We start from the raw sequence: 15,982 nt of genomic DNA on the forward strand, positions 1-15,982 counted from the left end.
GGTAGAGGTATGAACCGTTTTAAAAAATCAAAATATATCATTGTTCTATTTGTCGTTGTATTAGTAGTATCCGTTTTTTTAGTGACAACACAATCAAGTGCAGTTGTAACAAAAGCTGGAGATGGCATTTCATTAGTCGATAGAATAGTGCAAAAGCCTTTTCAATGGCTTTCTTCCGTAAAATCTGATTTAGGTCGTTTGACCAGAACCTATAACGAGAATGAAACTCTCAAAAAAGAACTCTATCAGATGAAGAAGGAAATGAATGAAGCAGACAGTCTGAAGGAAGAAAATGAGCAACTGCGTCAGTTATTGGATATGAAGTCAAAATTGAATGCAACCAAGTTAATTGCTTCTGACGTCATCATGAGAACTCCTGCAACCTGGAAACAAGAGTTGACAATTGATGCAGGTTCTCAACAAGGTGTGACCAGTAATATGCTTGTGATTGCTGGTGGAGGACTGATTGGAAGCGTGGGAAAGATTGAAGATAACTCTACTGTGGTCAACTTACTAACCAACGCAGAAAATACAGAGAAAATATCCGTTAAAATCCAACACGGTTCTACTAGTATATATGGCATTATCATTGGGTACGACAAAGAAAAAGACTTGCTTAAAATAAGCCAGTTAAATAGTAGTAGTGATATCAGTCAAGGAGACAAGGTAGTAACTGGTGGTCTTGGTAATTTTAATGCTACTGACATTCCAGTAGGTGAGGTCGAATCTGTGACGCATAGCAATGACTATCTGACAAGAGAAGTGTTAGTCAAACTTCAGTCTGATTCAATGAATACCAAAGTCGTAGAGTTAGTGGGGAATCCATCATGAGACTGTTGAAGCAGATAGGGATGTTTTTACTCTTGCCTATAGTTGTCTTAATAGACAGTCATTTAGGGCAATTTGTAAATAGTTTTTTTCCACATTTTCAAATTGTGAGCCACTTTATCTTCATCTTCTTGTTGTTTGAAACTATTGAAGTATCGGAGTATCTATTTTTAGTTTATTGCTTATTTATTGGTCTTATATACGATATTTATTTTTTCCATTTAGTAGGGATTGCTAGTCTACTTTTCGTTATAATTGGCGCAATTATTTATAAAAATAATGCGATCATTTTATCAAATAGATGGACTAGACTATTAGCTATTTTAATGATGACTTTCTCTTTTGAATTTGGTAGTTTTCTTCTAGCGCAAATGATTGGATTAACTGCTGAAAGTATAACAGTCTTTATCGTTTATGGTCTAGTTCCGTCAATGATATTAAACTGTCTATGGATGTTAGTTTTCCAGTTTATTTTTGAAAAAATATATCTATAAGAAAGAAACAAAACTGTAATAAAGGCGTAATATTTATTAGGCCTTTTTTTGATATACTAGTATTGTCTTAAAAGAAGGAGTATTCACACTTATGAAGAAAAAAATCCTAGCATCACTTTTGTTAAGTACAGTATTGGTCTCACAAGGAGCTGTTCTTTCAAGTGTTAAAGCAAATACAACAGATGAAAAGATTGCTGCTCAAGATAGTAAAATTAGTAACTTGACAGCTCAACAGAAAGAAGCTCAAAAACAAGTAGACGAAATTCAAACTAAAGTTTCAGCTATTCAATCAGAGCAAGAAAAATTGCAATCTGAAAACGAAAAACTTCAAGAAGAATCTAAAAAACTTGAAGGTGAAATCGCAGAGCTTTCAAAAAATATTGTAGCTCGTAATGCATCGCTTGAAAACCAAGCTCGTAGTGCACAAACGAACGGAACTGCTACAAGCTACATCAATACGATTATTAACTCTGACTCAATCACAGAAGCTATTTCTCGTGTAGCAGCTATGAGTGAAATCGTATCAGCAAACAATAAAATGTTGCAGCAACAAAAAGAAGATAAGAAAGCTATCTCTGAAAAACAAGTTGCAAACAACGAAGCAATCAATACAGTCATTGCTAACCAACAAACACTTGCTGACGATGCTCAAGCTTTGACAACAAAACAAGCAGAATTGAAAGTAGCTGAGTTAAATCTTGCAGCTGAAAAAGCTACAGCAGAAAATGAAAAAACTAGCTTGTTGGAGCAAAAAGCAGCAGCAGAGGCAGAAGCTAAAGCGGCAGCAGAGGCAGAAGCAGCTTATAAAGCTAGACAAGCAAGTCAACAACAATCAGTTGCAGCATCAGCAAATACAAGCTTTGCTGCACAAGTGCAAGCAACTTCAAGTTCTTCATCATCAGATGATGATTCAAGCTACACACCTGTAGCTACTCGTACAACATCACGTCCAACATATAGTACAAATGCTTCAAGTTATCCAACTGGTGAATGTACTTGGGGAGCTAAAACATTGGCACCTTGGGCTGGAGATTACTGGGGTAACGGAGCGCAGTGGGCAACAAGTGCAGCTGCAGCAGGATTCCGTACTGGTTCTCAACCACAAGTTGGTGCGATTGCATGTTGGAATGATGGAGGATATGGACACGTAGCGGTTGTTACAGCTGTTTCATCATCATCAAGTATTCAGGTATCTGAATCTAACTACGGTGGAGATCGTACAATTGGTAACAAACGTGGATGGTTCAACCCAACTACGACTTCTGAAGGTTATGTTACTTACATCTATCCAAACTAATGAAAAAAACCGAGACTCAATTTGAGTCTCTTTTCTTATTTATAAGATGGTGAAATCCCAAGTTTGAGTTTTCGCTAAATACCCAAACTAAGTTCCACTATGGTAGAAGTTAGTGTGAGACGTTTGAGTTTTCATTGAAAAACTAGCAAAATTACTTGAAAAAAAAGCTTAACTATGATACAATGTAACTTGTCGTGTAAACGATAATACTCATTCTTGATGAATTGTGAAGCTGTTGCCTTCGGGTCGTTTTGCAAGCTGAAATCAAGAAGAGGAAAAAACAAAAAGGAGAAATACTCATGGCAGTAATTTCAATGAAACAACTTCTTGAGGCTGGTGTACACTTTGGTCACCAAACTCGTCGCTGGAACCCTAAGATGGCTAAGTACATCTTCACTGAGCGTAACGGAATCCACGTTATCGACTTGCAACAAACTGTAAAATACGCTGACCAAGCATACGACTTCATGCGTGATGCTGCAGCTAACGATGCAGTTGTATTGTTTGTTGGTACTAAGAAGCAAGCAGCTGACGCAGTTGCTGAAGAAGCAGTACGTTCAGGTCAATACTTCATCAACCACCGTTGGTTGGGTGGAACTCTTACAAACTGGGGAACAATCCAAAAACGTATCGCTCGTTTGAAAGAAATCAAACGTATGGAAGAAGATGGAACTTTTGAAGTTCTTCCTAAGAAAGAAGTTGCACTTCTTAACAAACAACGTGCACGTCTTGAAAAATTCTTGGGTGGTATCGAAGATATGCCTCGTATTCCAGATGTAATGTACGTAGTTGACCCACATAAAGAGCAAATCGCTGTTAAAGAAGCTAAAAAATTGGGAATCCCAGTTGTAGCGATGGTTGACACAAACACAGATCCAGACGATATCGATGTAATCATCCCAGCTAACGATGACGCTATCCGCGCAGTTAAGTTGATTACAGCTAAATTGGCAGACGCTATCATCGAAGGTCGCCAAGGTGAAGATGCTGTTGCAGCAGTTGAAGCAGAATTTGCAGCTTCAGAAGCTCAAGCAGACTCAATCGAAGAAATCGTTGAAGTTGTAGAAGGCGACAACGCTTAATTCATATAAATAGTAATTACCTAGGAGGGCGGGGCTTAGCCCGGCTCTCCTATTTTAAAAAATATAGGAGAATCAAAATGGCAGAAATTACAGCTAAACTTGTTAAAGAGTTGCGTGAAAAATCTGGTGCTGGTGTTATGGACGCTAAAAAAGCATTAGTTGAAGTTGAAGGCGATATCGAAAAAGCGATCGAATTGCTTCGCGAAAAAGGTATGGCAAAAGCAGCTAAGAAAGCTGATCGTGTTGCTGCAGAAGGTTTGACTGGTGTTTATGTTGACGGTAACGTTGCAGCAGTTGTTGAAGTAAATGCTGAAACTGACTTCGTTGCGAAAAACGCTCAATTTGTTGAGTTGGTAAACGCAACAGCTAAAGCAATCGCTGAAGGAAAACCAGCTAATAACGAAGAAGCTCTTGCTTTGACAATGCCTTCAGGTGAAACTCTTGAAGCGGCTTATGTGTCTGCAACAGCAACTATCGGAGAAAAAATCTCATTCCGTCGCTTTGCTTTGATTGAAAAAACAGATGCACAACACTTCGGAGCATACCAACACAACGGTGGACGTATCGGTGTTATCTCTGTAATCGAAGGTGGAGACGAAGCACTTGCTAAACAAATCTCAATGCATATTGCTGCTATGAAACCAACAGTTCTTTCATACAAAGAATTGGATGAGCAATTTGTTAAAGATGAGTTGGCACAATTGAACCACGTTATCGACCAAGATAATGAAAGCCGTGCTATGGTTGGTAAACCAGCTCTTCCACACTTGGCATACGGATCTAAAGCTCAATTGACTGATGAAGTAATCGCTCAAGCTGAAGAAGCTATCAAAGCTGAATTGGCTGCAGAAGGTAAACCAGAAAAAATCTGGGATAAAATCATCCCAGGTAAAATGGATCGCTTCATGCTTGACAACACTAAAGTTGACCAAGCTTACACACTTCTTGCACAAGTTTACATCATGGATGACAGCAAGACAGTTGAAGCTTACCTTGAATCAGTTAACGCTTCAGTAGTTGAGTTCGCTCGCTTTGAAGTTGGTGAAGGTATCGAAAAAGCTGCAAACGACTTTGAAGCAGAAGTTGCAGCTACAATGGCAGCAGCCTTGAATAACTAATAAAAAAGTAAGGAAGCTAATTTGCTTCCTTTTCTTTTGTTAGGGGGGATTCATATGAATCCTTTTTTTACTTTAAAAGATAAACAAAAAGCCCTATACAAGGGCTTAGTGTATTTAGGAGACTATACTTCGAATTCATAGAGTGCTGTAGATAGGTAACGTTCTCCGTTATCTGGTGCAAGCGCAAGGACTTTTTTACCTGCTCCAAGTTTTTTAGCGACTTCAATTGCTGCATAGATAGCTGCTGCAGAAGAAATACCGACTAAGAATCCTTCTTTTCCACCGATTTCACGGCCAAGTGAAAGAGCGTTATCTGATGTTACACGAACGATACCATCGTAAGCTTTTGTATCAAGTGTATCTGGAATGAATCCAGCAGAGATACCTTGAATTTTGTGAGGACCTGGCTTTTCACCAGACAAGATAGCTGACTCGTCTGCCTCAACAGCAAAAACTTGAATGTTTGAGTTAGCAGTTTTAAGAGCATGAGAAACACCAGAAATAGTTCCTCCAGTACCAACACCAGCAACAAAGGCGTCTAAACCATCAGCTCCGAAATCAGCTAGAATTTCAGCTCCTGTTGTTCTTTCGTGAACCTCTGGGTTAGCTTGGTTATTAAACTGTAATGGTAGGAAACCATCACGCTCAGCAGCAATTTCCTGCGCTTTTGCAATTGCACCTTTCATTCCTTCGCTACCAGGAGTGAGGACTAGTTCAGCTCCATAAGCTTGGATAATTTTACGACGTTCCACGCTCATTGTTTCAGGCATAACGATGACAACTTTGTAACCTTTAGCGGCACCAACCCATGAGAGACCAATACCAGTGTTCCCACTAGTTGCTTCTACAATGGTAGAACCAGGTTTGAGTTTACCCTCTTGTTCTGCTTTTTCAATCATGCTTAGGGCGATACGGTCCTTAACTGACGATCCTGGGTTAAAAGCTTCAAGTTTTACATAAACATCTGCTGCACCTTCTGGTACAATGTTATTCAATTTAACAATCGGTGTTCTACCGATGAGTTCTGTGATATTGTTATAAATTGCCATATTAGCACCTCTTTATATAAGATGCTACTAGTATAACGCTAACTTTAACTTTTGTAAAATATAGAAATCCTATCGGAGTGATAGGATTTTTTTATATCAGTGATTCAAACCATTCATATTCAAACGATTATGATAAGCTAAGTCAAATAGATAGGTGTAAAGAGGTACAATATCAGTTTTCTTTGGAAATTCAAATTTGTGAGAATTAAAATGCTCATTGTGAGATTTTAAAAAGGCATTTTCTAAATAAGTAATCGTAATCTCACTATCATCAATCCCAAGTCCAGCAGTTTCCATTTCAACATTGACGATGTTCATGAGGAAAATTGATTTGATAGACATCTTTCGTCCAGTTGCCCCTTGTTTATCTGTAAAGATGATTCGGATATTTGTAAAGATAATTGAGTCACGAATGAGTTTATATCCGCTTTGAATTTCTTCATTTTCTAATAAATATTGTCCAAAATCCTTGGTAAGATCTTCTTTACTTTGCTCACTGAAGTTTCCAGCGAGTCCCTGAATTAATCTTCCAAAAGCCATATGATATTTCCTTTCTTTACGATAGGTTTACAGATGCTTCAACTTCACGTAAACCTTTGTCAGTTAGAGTAACTTTTCCATTGAAAAATTCAATGAGATCAGCCTTGATATCGTCTTTCCTTTCTTTGTCAACGAAAATCATTGTGTCAACTTGGTCTGTAAAGTTTGTCTCTAATTCTATAAGATTATGCTCTTTAAGAAAATTACCGTATTCTTGATATTGGGCATAAGACATTTGAATGGAGATGCCAGCTTGCTCTTTGATTTCGACAATCCCAATTTCCTTAACTGCTAGGGCAACACTACCAGCATAAGCGCGAATCAAACCACCAGCCCCTAGTTTGATACCGCCAAAATAACGAGTAACTACAACACAGACATTAGTAAGGTTGTGATTCTCCAGAACTCCTAGCATAGGAACGCCAGCAGTCCCACTAGGTTCTCCATCATCACTAGTTCGCTTGATTTCACTACGCTCACCGACAATAAAAGCAGAGCAGTTGTGGGTAGCTTTATAGTGTTCTTTTTTAATAGTTGTGATAAAATCACGAGCCTCTTCCTCACTATAGACACGTTTGGCATGACAGATAAAGCGTGATTTTTTGATTTCTTCTTGGACTTGTCCGTCCTCTTTTATAGTTCTGTATTCCATATTTTTATTGTACTAAAAAATAGCGTAAAGTTCTACATTTTACGAATAAAGAAATATGAAAGTAAATCCAAATTATCTCGGTCGCCTTTTTACCGAGCAAGAATTAAGTCATGAGGAGAGACAACAAGCAAAACAAATTCCATCCATGAAAAAAGAAAAGGGGCAACTATCTTGTCAGCGTTGTGGTAGTCAGATAGAAGAAGAATGGCATTTGCCTATTGGTGCTTTTTATTGTCGAGAATGCTTGATTATGAAGCGAATAAGAAGTGATCAAAAACTCTATTACTTTCCGCAAGAATGTTTTCCCAAACAAGATGTACTCAAATGGTCAGGTCAACTGACTCCATTTCAAGAGCGGGTATCACAAGGACTCCTTCAGGCGGTAGATAAGAAGGAGGCTACCTTGGTACATGCAGTGACAGGAGCTGGTAAGACAGAGATGATCTACCAAGTTGTCGCCAAGGTGATTGATCAAGGTGGAGCTGTTTGTCTGGCCAGTCCACGAATTGATGTTTGCTTAGAGTTACATAAACGACTACAAAATGATTTTGCATGTGAGATTGCGCTACTACATGGGGAGTCGGATCCCTATTTTCGTACACCTTTAGTTGTAGCAACCACTCACCAGCTATTAAAATTTTATCAAGCTTTTGATTTATTGATTGTGGATGAAGTAGACGCCTTCCCTTATGTTGATAATCCTGTACTTTACCATGCTGTCAATAATTGTGTAAAGGAGACCGGATTGAGAATATTTTTAACAGCAACGTCAACTGATGAGTTAGATAGAAAAGTTAAACAAGGGGAGTTAAAGCGTCTTAGTTTACCTCGTCGTTTTCATGGAAATCCTCTCATTGTTCCCAAGCCAATCTGGTTATCGCATTTTAATAGATATTTAGAAAAAAATGGTTTACCTCCCAAATTAAAACTTTACATTGAGAAACAGAGAAAGACGGCCTATCCCTTACTAATCTTTGCCTCTGAGATTAAAAAGGGAGAAAAGCTAAAAGAAATTTTGCAGGAGAAGTTTCCAAATGAGAAAATAGGATTTGTATCTTCAATCACAGCAGACCGATTAGAGCAGGTACAAGCCTTTCGAGATGGAGAGTTAACGATATTAATAAGCACAACTATATTAGAGCGTGGAGTTACCTTCCCTCGTGTAGATGTTTTTGTGGTGGAAGTCAATCATCAACTCTTTACCAAGTCAAGTTTAGTACAAATTGGTGGGCGAGTTGGAAGAAGCATGGATCGTCCTACTGGAGAACTGATATTTTTCCATGACGGACTCAATCTGTCCATTAAGAAAGCCATAAAGGAGATTAAACAAATGAATCAGGAGGCAGGAGTATGAAGTGTTTATTGTGTGGTAAAAGCTTGCAAACAGAGATAACCTTTACTAACCTGCTCTGTTTTAAAAAGGAGGAGGAAATAGTCTGTGAATCCTGTATTTCGTCTTTTGAGAATATCGGTGACAACCATTGCCCTAGGTGTTTCAAAAAAGATATGTCAACAAACTGTCAAGATTGTCAATTTTGGTGTAAACAAGGTGTAAATGTTGATCATGTGGCTCTTTATTCCTATAATCAGGCCATGAAAGAATATTTTAGTCGCTATAAATTTGATGGTGATTATCTTCTTAGAAAGGTATTTTCTGAGATATTGCAAAAAGAGTTAAAGAAGTATAAGGACTATCAGATTGTGATTGTTCCTCTGAGTGACGAGCGTTTAAAAAGCAGAGGCTTTAATCAAGTTGAGGGTTTGATAAAGGATACTGGGTTAGCATATCTGGATATTTTGGTTAAAAAAGAAGTGGAGGCTAGTTCTTCAAAAAATCGATCGGATCGTTTACTTACAGAGTTTCCATTTTTTCTGAAAGATGGCGTGAAGCCCCCAGAAAATATCTTACTCTTTGATGATATTTATACAACTGGAACTACCTTGAATCGTCTTAAAAGTATGCTATTAGAGGCTGGTTGTCAGAATATTAAAACTTTTTCCCTCGCAAGATGAGGAAAAAGTTTGCAAAAAAAATATGAAAGCGTTATAATATAGTTAGAAAAACAAATATGTTTAGAAAGAAGGTACTTATATGATTAAATATAGTATCCGTGGTGAAAACCTAGAAGTAACAGAAGCAATTCGTGATTATGTAGTTTCTAAACTCGAAAAGATCGAAAAATACTTCCAAGCAGACCAAGAATTGGATGCGCGTGTTAACTTGAAAGTTTACCGTGAAAAGACTGCTAAAGTAGAAGTAACCATTCCGCTTGGATCTATTACTCTTCGTGCAGAAGATATTTCTCAAGATATGTACGGCTCTATTGATTTGGTGACAGATAAGATTGAGCGTCAGATTCGTAAAAACAAAACTAAAATTGAACGTAAGAACAGAAATAAAGTATCTACAAGTCAACTCTTTACAGATGTTTTAGTTGAGGACTTAGATGTAGCACAACCAAAAGTTGTTCGTTCAAAACAAATTGATTTGAAACCAATGGATTTGGAAGAAGCTATCTTACAGATGGATTTATTGGGACATGACTTCTTTATCTATGTAGATGTTGAAGATGAAACAACAAATGTTATCTATCGTCGAGAAGATGGAGATATCGGTCTTCTAGAAGTTAAATAATCAAAAAAATTAGCCTTTTAAAGTGGTTTACACTAGTGTAAACCACTTTTTAGTTATGTGACTATTAGTCCGTCTCGCTCCGTGAGGTGCGAGACAAATAAACCATCCGCTATGCGGGTGCGCGTCGAAGGTTATACCAAAAAAACTCCAAACGCGATACAATAAAGGTGTTCAAGCCAATTGTAAAGCGAAAGGAGAAAACCATGGTACAAAAGTCTCATAGTTTATCACACACAAAGTGGCACTGTAAGTATCACATTGTGTTCACCCCTAAGTATAGACGAAAAGTCATCTATAATCAATATCGGAGTAGTTTAGGTGAAATATTTCATCGCTTGTGTAGTTATAAGGGAGTTGAAATTATCGAGGGTCACTTAATGCCAGACCATGTACATATGTTAGTAAGTATTCCACCAAGGATAAGTGTTTCGAGTTTTATGGGTTATTTAAAAGGTAAAAGTGCACTCATGATGTTTGACAAACACGCCAATTTGAAATATAAGTTTGGGAATCGGCATTTCTGGGCAGAAGGTTATTATGTGAGTACAGTAGGGCTTAATGAAGCCACGATAAGGAAATACATACAAGATCAGGAAAAGCATGATATAGCACTAGATAAATTAAGTGTAAAAGAATATGAGGATCCCTTTAGGGATAGTGGCAAGTAATACTCACACCTCTTTAAGAGGCAAGTGACGAGTCAAGAGCAATGAGGCTTGAACAACGTGAAAGCCAGCTTCTTTAGGCGCTGGCTGGTAATTTGGGCTTATAGCCCTGGTGTAAACCACCCGTTTGACGGGTGGTTATGATTTGGATGTTTTATTATTATTTGAAAATAGGGTTCCCTCTTTAAAAGTCGCTTTTTGGCTACATTTGTGGTATAATAATGCGCAAGAGGTTTGTAATGAAAAAAAATGAAATAAATCCCTTTTTTATGTATCTGATTGCTATGGTAACCTTTACGATTATGACCATTTTGATTGTGTTAGTAAAGGATAATCTTATCACTATAGCAAGTCTATTTTTATTTATTGTATTCTATGTTTTGCTATTTAATTTCCAGAAAAAATATTACAAAAAAACAGATATCGAGCAAATCCAGTATGTCAATCATCAGGCTACGGATAGTTTGAGTGCTCTGTTGGAGCAAATGCCTGTCGGGGTTGTTAAATTAAATATGAACAGCAGTGAGATTGAATGGTTCAATCCCTATGCGGAGTTAATTTTGACAACCGAGGATGGAGAAATTGATTTTCCTCAATTTCAAAAGATTTTAAAGAGTTCGATTTCTTCCCCAGGGGCTTATGCCATTGTTGGGGAGAAACGTTATGCAGTGCATTTGGATAGAAATTCGGGTGTCTTATACTTTTTTGATGTTTCTGGTGAGTATGAGGCGACTGCTGAATTGGTAACAAGTCGTCCTGTAATTGGAATTATCTCAGTTGATAACTATGATGATTTGGAAAATGAAACGTCTGAATCAGATATTAGTCATATCAATAGTTTTGTTGCAAATTTTGTTTCAGAATTTGCTGGGAAACATGCCATGTTTTCTCGTAGAGTGAGCATGGATCGCTTCTATTTATTTACGGACTATACCGTACTTGATCACTTGATGCAGGATAAATTTTCCGTGATTGATACCTTTCGTGAGGAAGCTAAGCAACGAAATTTGCCACTAACTATGAGTATAGGAGTTTCCTATGGTGATGGGAATCATGACCAGATTGGGAAGGTTGCTCTCCTCAATCTCAACTTAGCGGAAGTTCGTGGTGGTGACCAAGTAGTTGTAAAAGAGAATGATGAAACCAAAAATCCAATCTACTTTGGAGGCGGTTCAGCAGCATCTGTTAAACGTACTCGGACACGAACTCGTGCTATGATGACAGCTATCTCAGATAAACTTAAAAGTGTCGATCGAGTTTTTGTGGTTGGTCACAAGAATCTGGATATGGATGCTCTTGGCTCAGCGGTTGGGATGCAGTTGTTTTCGAGTAATGTACTGGAAGATAGTTATGTGGTTTATGATCCTACACAGATGTCTCCAGATATTGCTCGAGCGGTTAATTATTTGGAAGATGAGGGTGTTTCAAAACTTCTTCCTTTAAATCAAGCGATGACAATGGTTACCAAACGCTCCTTACTGGTGATGGTTGACCATTCTAAGACAGCTTTAACCTTATCCAAAGAGTTTTATGACTTGTTTACCCAGACGATAGTCATTGACCATCATCGTCGTGACCAAGATTTTCCAGATAATTCGGTCATTACCTATATCGAGAGTGGAGCTAGTAGTGCTAGTGAACTTGTAACTGAGTTGATTCAATTTCAAAACTCTAAGAAGAAACGTTTGAGTCGTATTCAGGCTAGTGTTCTTATGGGGGGAATGATGCTGGATACTAAAAATTTCACCTCTCGGGTAACTAGTCGAACTTTTGATGTTGCAAGTTATCTAAGAACGAGAGGGAGTGATAGCGTTGTCATTCAGGAAATTTCAGCCACGGATTTTGAAGAATATCGATTGGTAAATGAACTCATTTTGCAGGGGCAAATGGTACAGCCATCAATCCTGGTTGCTCAAGCTTTGGAGGATAAAGAGTACGATACGGTTGTTATTAGTAAGGCTGCTGATGCTATGCTTGCCATGTCTGGTATAGAGGCCAGCTTTGTACTTGCTAAGAATAGTCAAGGAGCAATCTCTATTTCTGCGCGAAGTAGAAGTAAGATTAATGTTCAGCGAATTATGGAAGTGTTAGGTGGCGGTGGTCACTTTAACTTAGCTGCAGCGCGGTTGACAGATATGAGCCTGCAAGAAGCAGGAGATAAACTAAAAACAGTTATTTTTAATGAAACAAAAGAAAAGGAGTCAGAAGAATGAAAGTAATCTTTTTAGCAGATGTTAAAGGTAAAGGAAAAAAAGGTGAAATTAAAGAAGTGCCAACTGGATATGCACAAAACTTTTTAATTAAGAAAAACCTTGCTAAGGAAGCGACAGCTCAAGCAATTGGTGAGTTGCGCGGTAAGCAAAAATCAGAAGAAAAAGCACATGCAGAAATGCTTGCAGAAGCTAAGGAAATTAAAGCAAAACTGGAAGCAGAAGAAACAATCGTTGAATTTGTCGAAAAGGTTGGTCCAGATGGTCGTACATTTGGATCTATTACCAACAAGAAAATTGCAGAAGAATTGCAAAAACAATTTGGTATTAAAATTGATAAACGCCACATTCAAGTTCAATCACCAATCCGAGCAGTTGGTTTGATTGATGTTCCGGTTAAGATTTATCAAGATGTAACAAGTGTAATCAATCTTCGTGTCAAGGAAGCTTAATTTACGATTGGTTGACAATATTGTAAAAGGAAGGAAAGTCTGATGGCAGAAGTTGAAGAACTGCGTGTTCAGCCTCAAGATATCCTAGCAGAACAATCTGTTTTAGGAGCCATTTTTATTGATGAGACTAAACTCGTTTTTGTCCGAGAATATATCGATTCACAGGACTTCTTTAAGTATGCTCACCGTTTGATTTTTCAAGCTATGGTTGATTTGTCTGATCGTGGAGATGCTATTGACGCAACCACAGTTCGGACGATACTAGATAGCCAGGGTGATTTACAAACTATTGGAGGCTTGTCTTATCTGGTTGAGATTGTCAATTCAGTGCCGACCTCTGCAAATGCGGAATACTATGCTAAAATTGTAGCAGAAAAGGCTATGCTTCGACGCCTAATCGCTAAGTTGACAGAGTCTGTAAACCTAGCCTATGAAGCTTCTCAACCTGCTGACGAAATTATCGCTCGTGCAGAAAAAGGTTTGATTGATGTCAGTGAGAATGCCAATCGAAATGGCTTTAAAAATATTCGCGATGTATTGAATATCAACTTCGGAAATCTAGAAGCTCGTTCTCAACAGACTTCGGATATCACGGGTATTGCGACAGGTTATCGAGATTTAGATCACATGACGACAGGTCTGCATGAGGAAGAATTGATTATTTTGGCAGCTCGTCCTGCGGTTGGTAAGACAGCTTTTGCTTTGAATATTGCGCAAAATATCGGAACCAAATTAGACAAGACAGTTGCTATTTTCTCTCTGGAAATGGGTGCTGAAAGCTTGGTCGATCGTATGCTGGCTGCGGAAGGGTTGGTAGAGTCGCATTCTATCCGTACAGGTCAATTGACTGAGGAAGAATGGCGCAAGTATACGATTGCTCAGGGTAATCTGGCTAATGCAAGTATCTACATTGATGATACACCAGGGATTCGAATCACAGAAATTCGCTCTCGTTCCCGTAAACTGGCTCAGGAAACAGGTAATCTAGGCTTGATTTTGATTGACTATCTTCAGCTGATCACAGGGACTGGTCGAGAAAATCGTCAACAAGAAGTATCTGAGATTTCCCGTCAGTTGAAAATCCTAGCAAAAGAACTCAAAGTTCCAGTTATAGCTCTCAGTCAGCTTTCTCGTGGTGTAGAGCAACGTCAAGATAAGAGACCAGTTTTGTCTGATATTCGTGAATCTGGATCTATTGAGCAGGATGCTGATATCGTAGCCTTTCTCTATCGTGATGACTATTATGAGCGCGGTGGTGAAGAGGAGGAAGGCATTCCAAATAATAAAGTAGAAGTGATTATCGAGAAAAACCGTAGCGGTGCTCGCGGAACGGTAGAATTGATTTTCCAAAAAGAATATAATAAATTTTCAAGTATTTCGAAGATGGAGGAACCAAGATGACAGACGCATTTACAGATGTGGCTAAAATGAAAAAAATCAAAGAAGAAATTAAGGCGCATGAGGGACAAGTGGTAGAAATGACCTTAGAAAATGGTCGTAAACGCCAAAAAAATCGTTTAGGAAAACTAATTGAGGTTTACCCATCGCTCTTCATCGTTGAGTTTGGAAATGTTGAAGGAGACAAACAGGCTAATGTCTATGTTGAATCTTTCACTTATTCAGATATTTTAACGGAAAAGAACTTAATTCATTATTTAGATTAAGGATATTCATGAAAGTGGGAAGTTTCTCACTTTTTTCTTTTTCTTTCGAATGATATAGATGAGGTCAACCTCAAAAATCTAATTATTTGAAGGAGAATGCATGACATTTACTAAAGCAGGACATAAAAAGGGAACTTTTCTCAGAAAGACAGCTGTAGGCTCAGCTTCACTAGTTTTAGCAGGTATTTTTTTATTTAGTGGAGGAACTGTTCATGCCAACCAGGCAAACAATGGATCACTAGCACGAGGAGATGATTATCCCTATTATTATAAAAATGGGAGTCAGGAGATTGATAAATGGCGCATGTATTCTCGTCAGTGTACTTCTTTTGTAGCCTTTCGTTTGAGTAATGTCAATGGTTTTGAAATTCCGGCGGCTTATGGAAATGCTAATGAATGGGGATATCGTGCTAAAAGAGAAGGTTATCGCGTAGATCAGCGCCCAGCAATTGGTTCTATCGCTTGGGATACGAGTGGACAGTATGGTCATGTCGCTTGGGTAGCCAATGTCCTTGGTGATATGATTGAAATTGAAGAATACAATTATGGAGTCAGAGAAAGGTACAATCGACGAACGGTAAAGGCCAATTCTATGACTGGATTCATTCATTTTAAAGATGTGGGGAATACTAGCTCAGGAAATTATCAGTTATCACTCGTATCTAGTGGGACACATGTTTTTACAGAAAAAGCAGCCATTATGGATCAGCCATCACTAACAGCAACGATTATCGATTATTACTATGCGGGAGAAAGTGTTCATTATGATCAAACTCTTGAAAAAGATGGGCATAAATGGATTAGTTATATTTCACGAAGCGGGAACAGACGTTATATCCCCTTAACTAAAACAAGTAGCTCTAAAAATGGTTGGGAAAAAGAAGGAACTGTTTGGTATTATTATGAAAATGGTCAGAAAGCAGTCGGTTGGAAGAAGATTAATGGAAACTGGTATCATTTGCAAGCTGATGGTAGAATGACGACAGGCTGGTTAAAAGATGGTTCTAAGTGGTATTATCTGAAGTCGTCTGGCGAAATGCAGACAGGCTGGTTAAAGGATAATGGAACATGGTACTATCTTGAAAGCTCAGGTGCTATGAAGGCTAGCCAGTGGTTTCAGGTTTCAGGGAAATATTACTATGTGAATGCATCGGGAGCTTTAGCAGTCAATACGACTATCGATGGTTTCCAAGTTGATAGCAGTGGTGCACGAGTAGAAAATCCAGCATCATAAGTGTTATTCAGTATTTGGGCTCTTCCTAATGGTATTTTTCCCTGCTTTCCTTTATAATGGGT

17 protein-coding genes are annotated in these 15,982 nt (G+C 38.2%); 14 read left to right on the forward strand and 3 right to left on the reverse strand.

Annotation, left to right across the window (positions count from 1 at the left end; translation table 11 throughout):
• Positions 1-9: 9 nt before the first annotated feature.
• The 5 genes from mreC to tsf all read left to right on the forward strand — a co-directional run bounded on the left by mreC (position 10) and on the right by tsf (position 4,819).
• Complete coding sequence (gene mreC / locus QM917_RS02500; protein WP_153224648.1) at positions 10-831, forward strand: rod shape-determining protein MreC; 822 nt, start codon at positions 10-12, stop codon at positions 829-831.
• A complete protein-coding gene (mreD, locus tag QM917_RS02505) occupies positions 828-1,322 on the forward strand; it encodes a rod shape-determining protein MreD (RefSeq protein WP_153224649.1) in 495 nt (164 codons plus the stop codon). The genes mreC and mreD overlap by 4 nt, the downstream gene beginning before the upstream one ends.
• A 91-nt stretch (positions 1,323-1,413) precedes the next feature.
• Entirely contained in the window at positions 1,414-2,619 is a 1,206-nt protein-coding gene (pcsB, locus tag QM917_RS02510; protein WP_153224650.1) for a peptidoglycan hydrolase PcsB, read from the forward strand.
• Between the two features lie 299 nt (positions 2,620-2,918).
• Positions 2,919-3,701, forward strand: a complete 783-nt coding sequence (gene rpsB, locus QM917_RS02515; RefSeq protein ID WP_000268462.1) for a 30S ribosomal protein S2 — start codon at positions 2,919-2,921, stop codon at positions 3,699-3,701.
• Between the two features lie 77 nt (positions 3,702-3,778).
• Positions 3,779-4,819: a translation elongation factor Ts gene (gene tsf / locus QM917_RS02520; protein ID WP_000808093.1), complete on the forward strand. Its 1,041-nt coding sequence runs from the start codon at positions 3,779-3,781 to the stop codon at positions 4,817-4,819.
• 122 nt (positions 4,820-4,941) lie between these two features.
• Here the strand turns inward: tsf and cysK are convergent, their stop codons facing one another.
• The 3 genes from cysK to QM917_RS02535 all read right to left on the reverse strand — a co-directional run bounded on the left by cysK (position 4,942) and on the right by QM917_RS02535 (position 7,060).
• Positions 4,942-5,868 carry a cysteine synthase A gene (cysK, locus tag QM917_RS02525; protein ID WP_281335422.1) on the reverse strand — a complete coding sequence of 309 codons (927 nt, stop codon included), beginning with the start codon at positions 5,866-5,868 and terminating at the stop codon, positions 4,942-4,944.
• Between the two features lie 96 nt (positions 5,869-5,964).
• Positions 5,965-6,408: a PH domain-containing protein gene (locus QM917_RS02530; protein WP_414284680.1), complete on the reverse strand. Its 444-nt coding sequence runs from the start codon at positions 6,406-6,408 to the stop codon at positions 5,965-5,967.
• Positions 6,409-6,424: 16 nt separating this feature from the next.
• Complete coding sequence (locus tag QM917_RS02535) at positions 6,425-7,060, reverse strand: YigZ family protein (protein ID WP_414284682.1); 636 nt, start codon at positions 7,058-7,060, stop codon at positions 6,425-6,427.
• A gap of 55 nt (positions 7,061-7,115) precedes the next feature.
• Between QM917_RS02535 and QM917_RS02540 the strand changes: the two genes are divergently transcribed.
• The 9 genes from QM917_RS02540 (at position 7,116) to QM917_RS02580 (ending at position 15,920) form a co-directional block, all read left to right on the forward strand.
• A complete protein-coding gene (locus QM917_RS02540; protein ID WP_414284684.1) occupies positions 7,116-8,414 on the forward strand; it encodes a DEAD/DEAH box helicase in 1,299 nt (432 codons plus the stop codon).
• The gene (locus QM917_RS02545; RefSeq protein WP_414284686.1) at positions 8,411-9,073 is read left to right on the forward strand and encodes a ComF family protein; all 663 of its coding nucleotides are present in this window, start codon (positions 8,411-8,413) and stop codon (positions 9,071-9,073) included. The genes QM917_RS02540 and QM917_RS02545 overlap by 4 nt, the downstream gene beginning before the upstream one ends.
• 79 nt (positions 9,074-9,152) lie before the next feature.
• Complete coding sequence (gene hpf / locus QM917_RS02550) at positions 9,153-9,695, forward strand: ribosome hibernation-promoting factor, HPF/YfiA family (RefSeq protein ID WP_049509978.1); 543 nt, start codon at positions 9,153-9,155, stop codon at positions 9,693-9,695.
• A gap of 203 nt (positions 9,696-9,898) precedes the next feature.
• Entirely contained in the window at positions 9,899-10,363 is a 465-nt protein-coding gene (gene tnpA / locus QM917_RS02555) for an IS200/IS605 family transposase (protein WP_311522332.1), read from the forward strand.
• Positions 10,364-10,599: 236 nt separating this feature from the next.
• Positions 10,600-12,573 (forward strand): DHH family phosphoesterase, encoded by a 1,974-nt coding sequence (locus tag QM917_RS02560; RefSeq protein WP_311522902.1) that lies wholly within the window; start codon positions 10,600-10,602, stop codon positions 12,571-12,573.
• Complete coding sequence (gene rplI, locus QM917_RS02565; RefSeq protein WP_000864204.1) at positions 12,570-13,022, forward strand: 50S ribosomal protein L9; 453 nt, start codon at positions 12,570-12,572, stop codon at positions 13,020-13,022. The genes QM917_RS02560 and rplI overlap by 4 nt, the downstream gene beginning before the upstream one ends.
• 42 nt (positions 13,023-13,064) lie before the next feature.
• Positions 13,065-14,423, forward strand: coding sequence for a replicative DNA helicase (dnaB, locus tag QM917_RS02570; protein ID WP_000852500.1), 1,359 nt, complete (start codon positions 13,065-13,067; stop codon positions 14,421-14,423).
• Positions 14,420-14,686: a Veg family protein gene (locus QM917_RS02575; protein WP_000128621.1), complete on the forward strand. Its 267-nt coding sequence runs from the start codon at positions 14,420-14,422 to the stop codon at positions 14,684-14,686. The genes dnaB and QM917_RS02575 overlap by 4 nt, the downstream gene beginning before the upstream one ends.
• A gap of 100 nt (positions 14,687-14,786) precedes the next feature.
• Positions 14,787-15,920 carry an SH3 domain-containing protein gene (locus tag QM917_RS02580; RefSeq protein ID WP_414284688.1) on the forward strand — a complete coding sequence of 378 codons (1,134 nt, stop codon included), beginning with the start codon at positions 14,787-14,789 and terminating at the stop codon, positions 15,918-15,920.
• The last annotated feature ends 62 nt before the right edge of the window (positions 15,921-15,982 follow it).

Source organism: Streptococcus infantis, assembly GCF_047460685.1.
GTDB lineage: Bacteria > Bacillota > Bacilli > Lactobacillales > Streptococcaceae > Streptococcus > Streptococcus infantis_AD.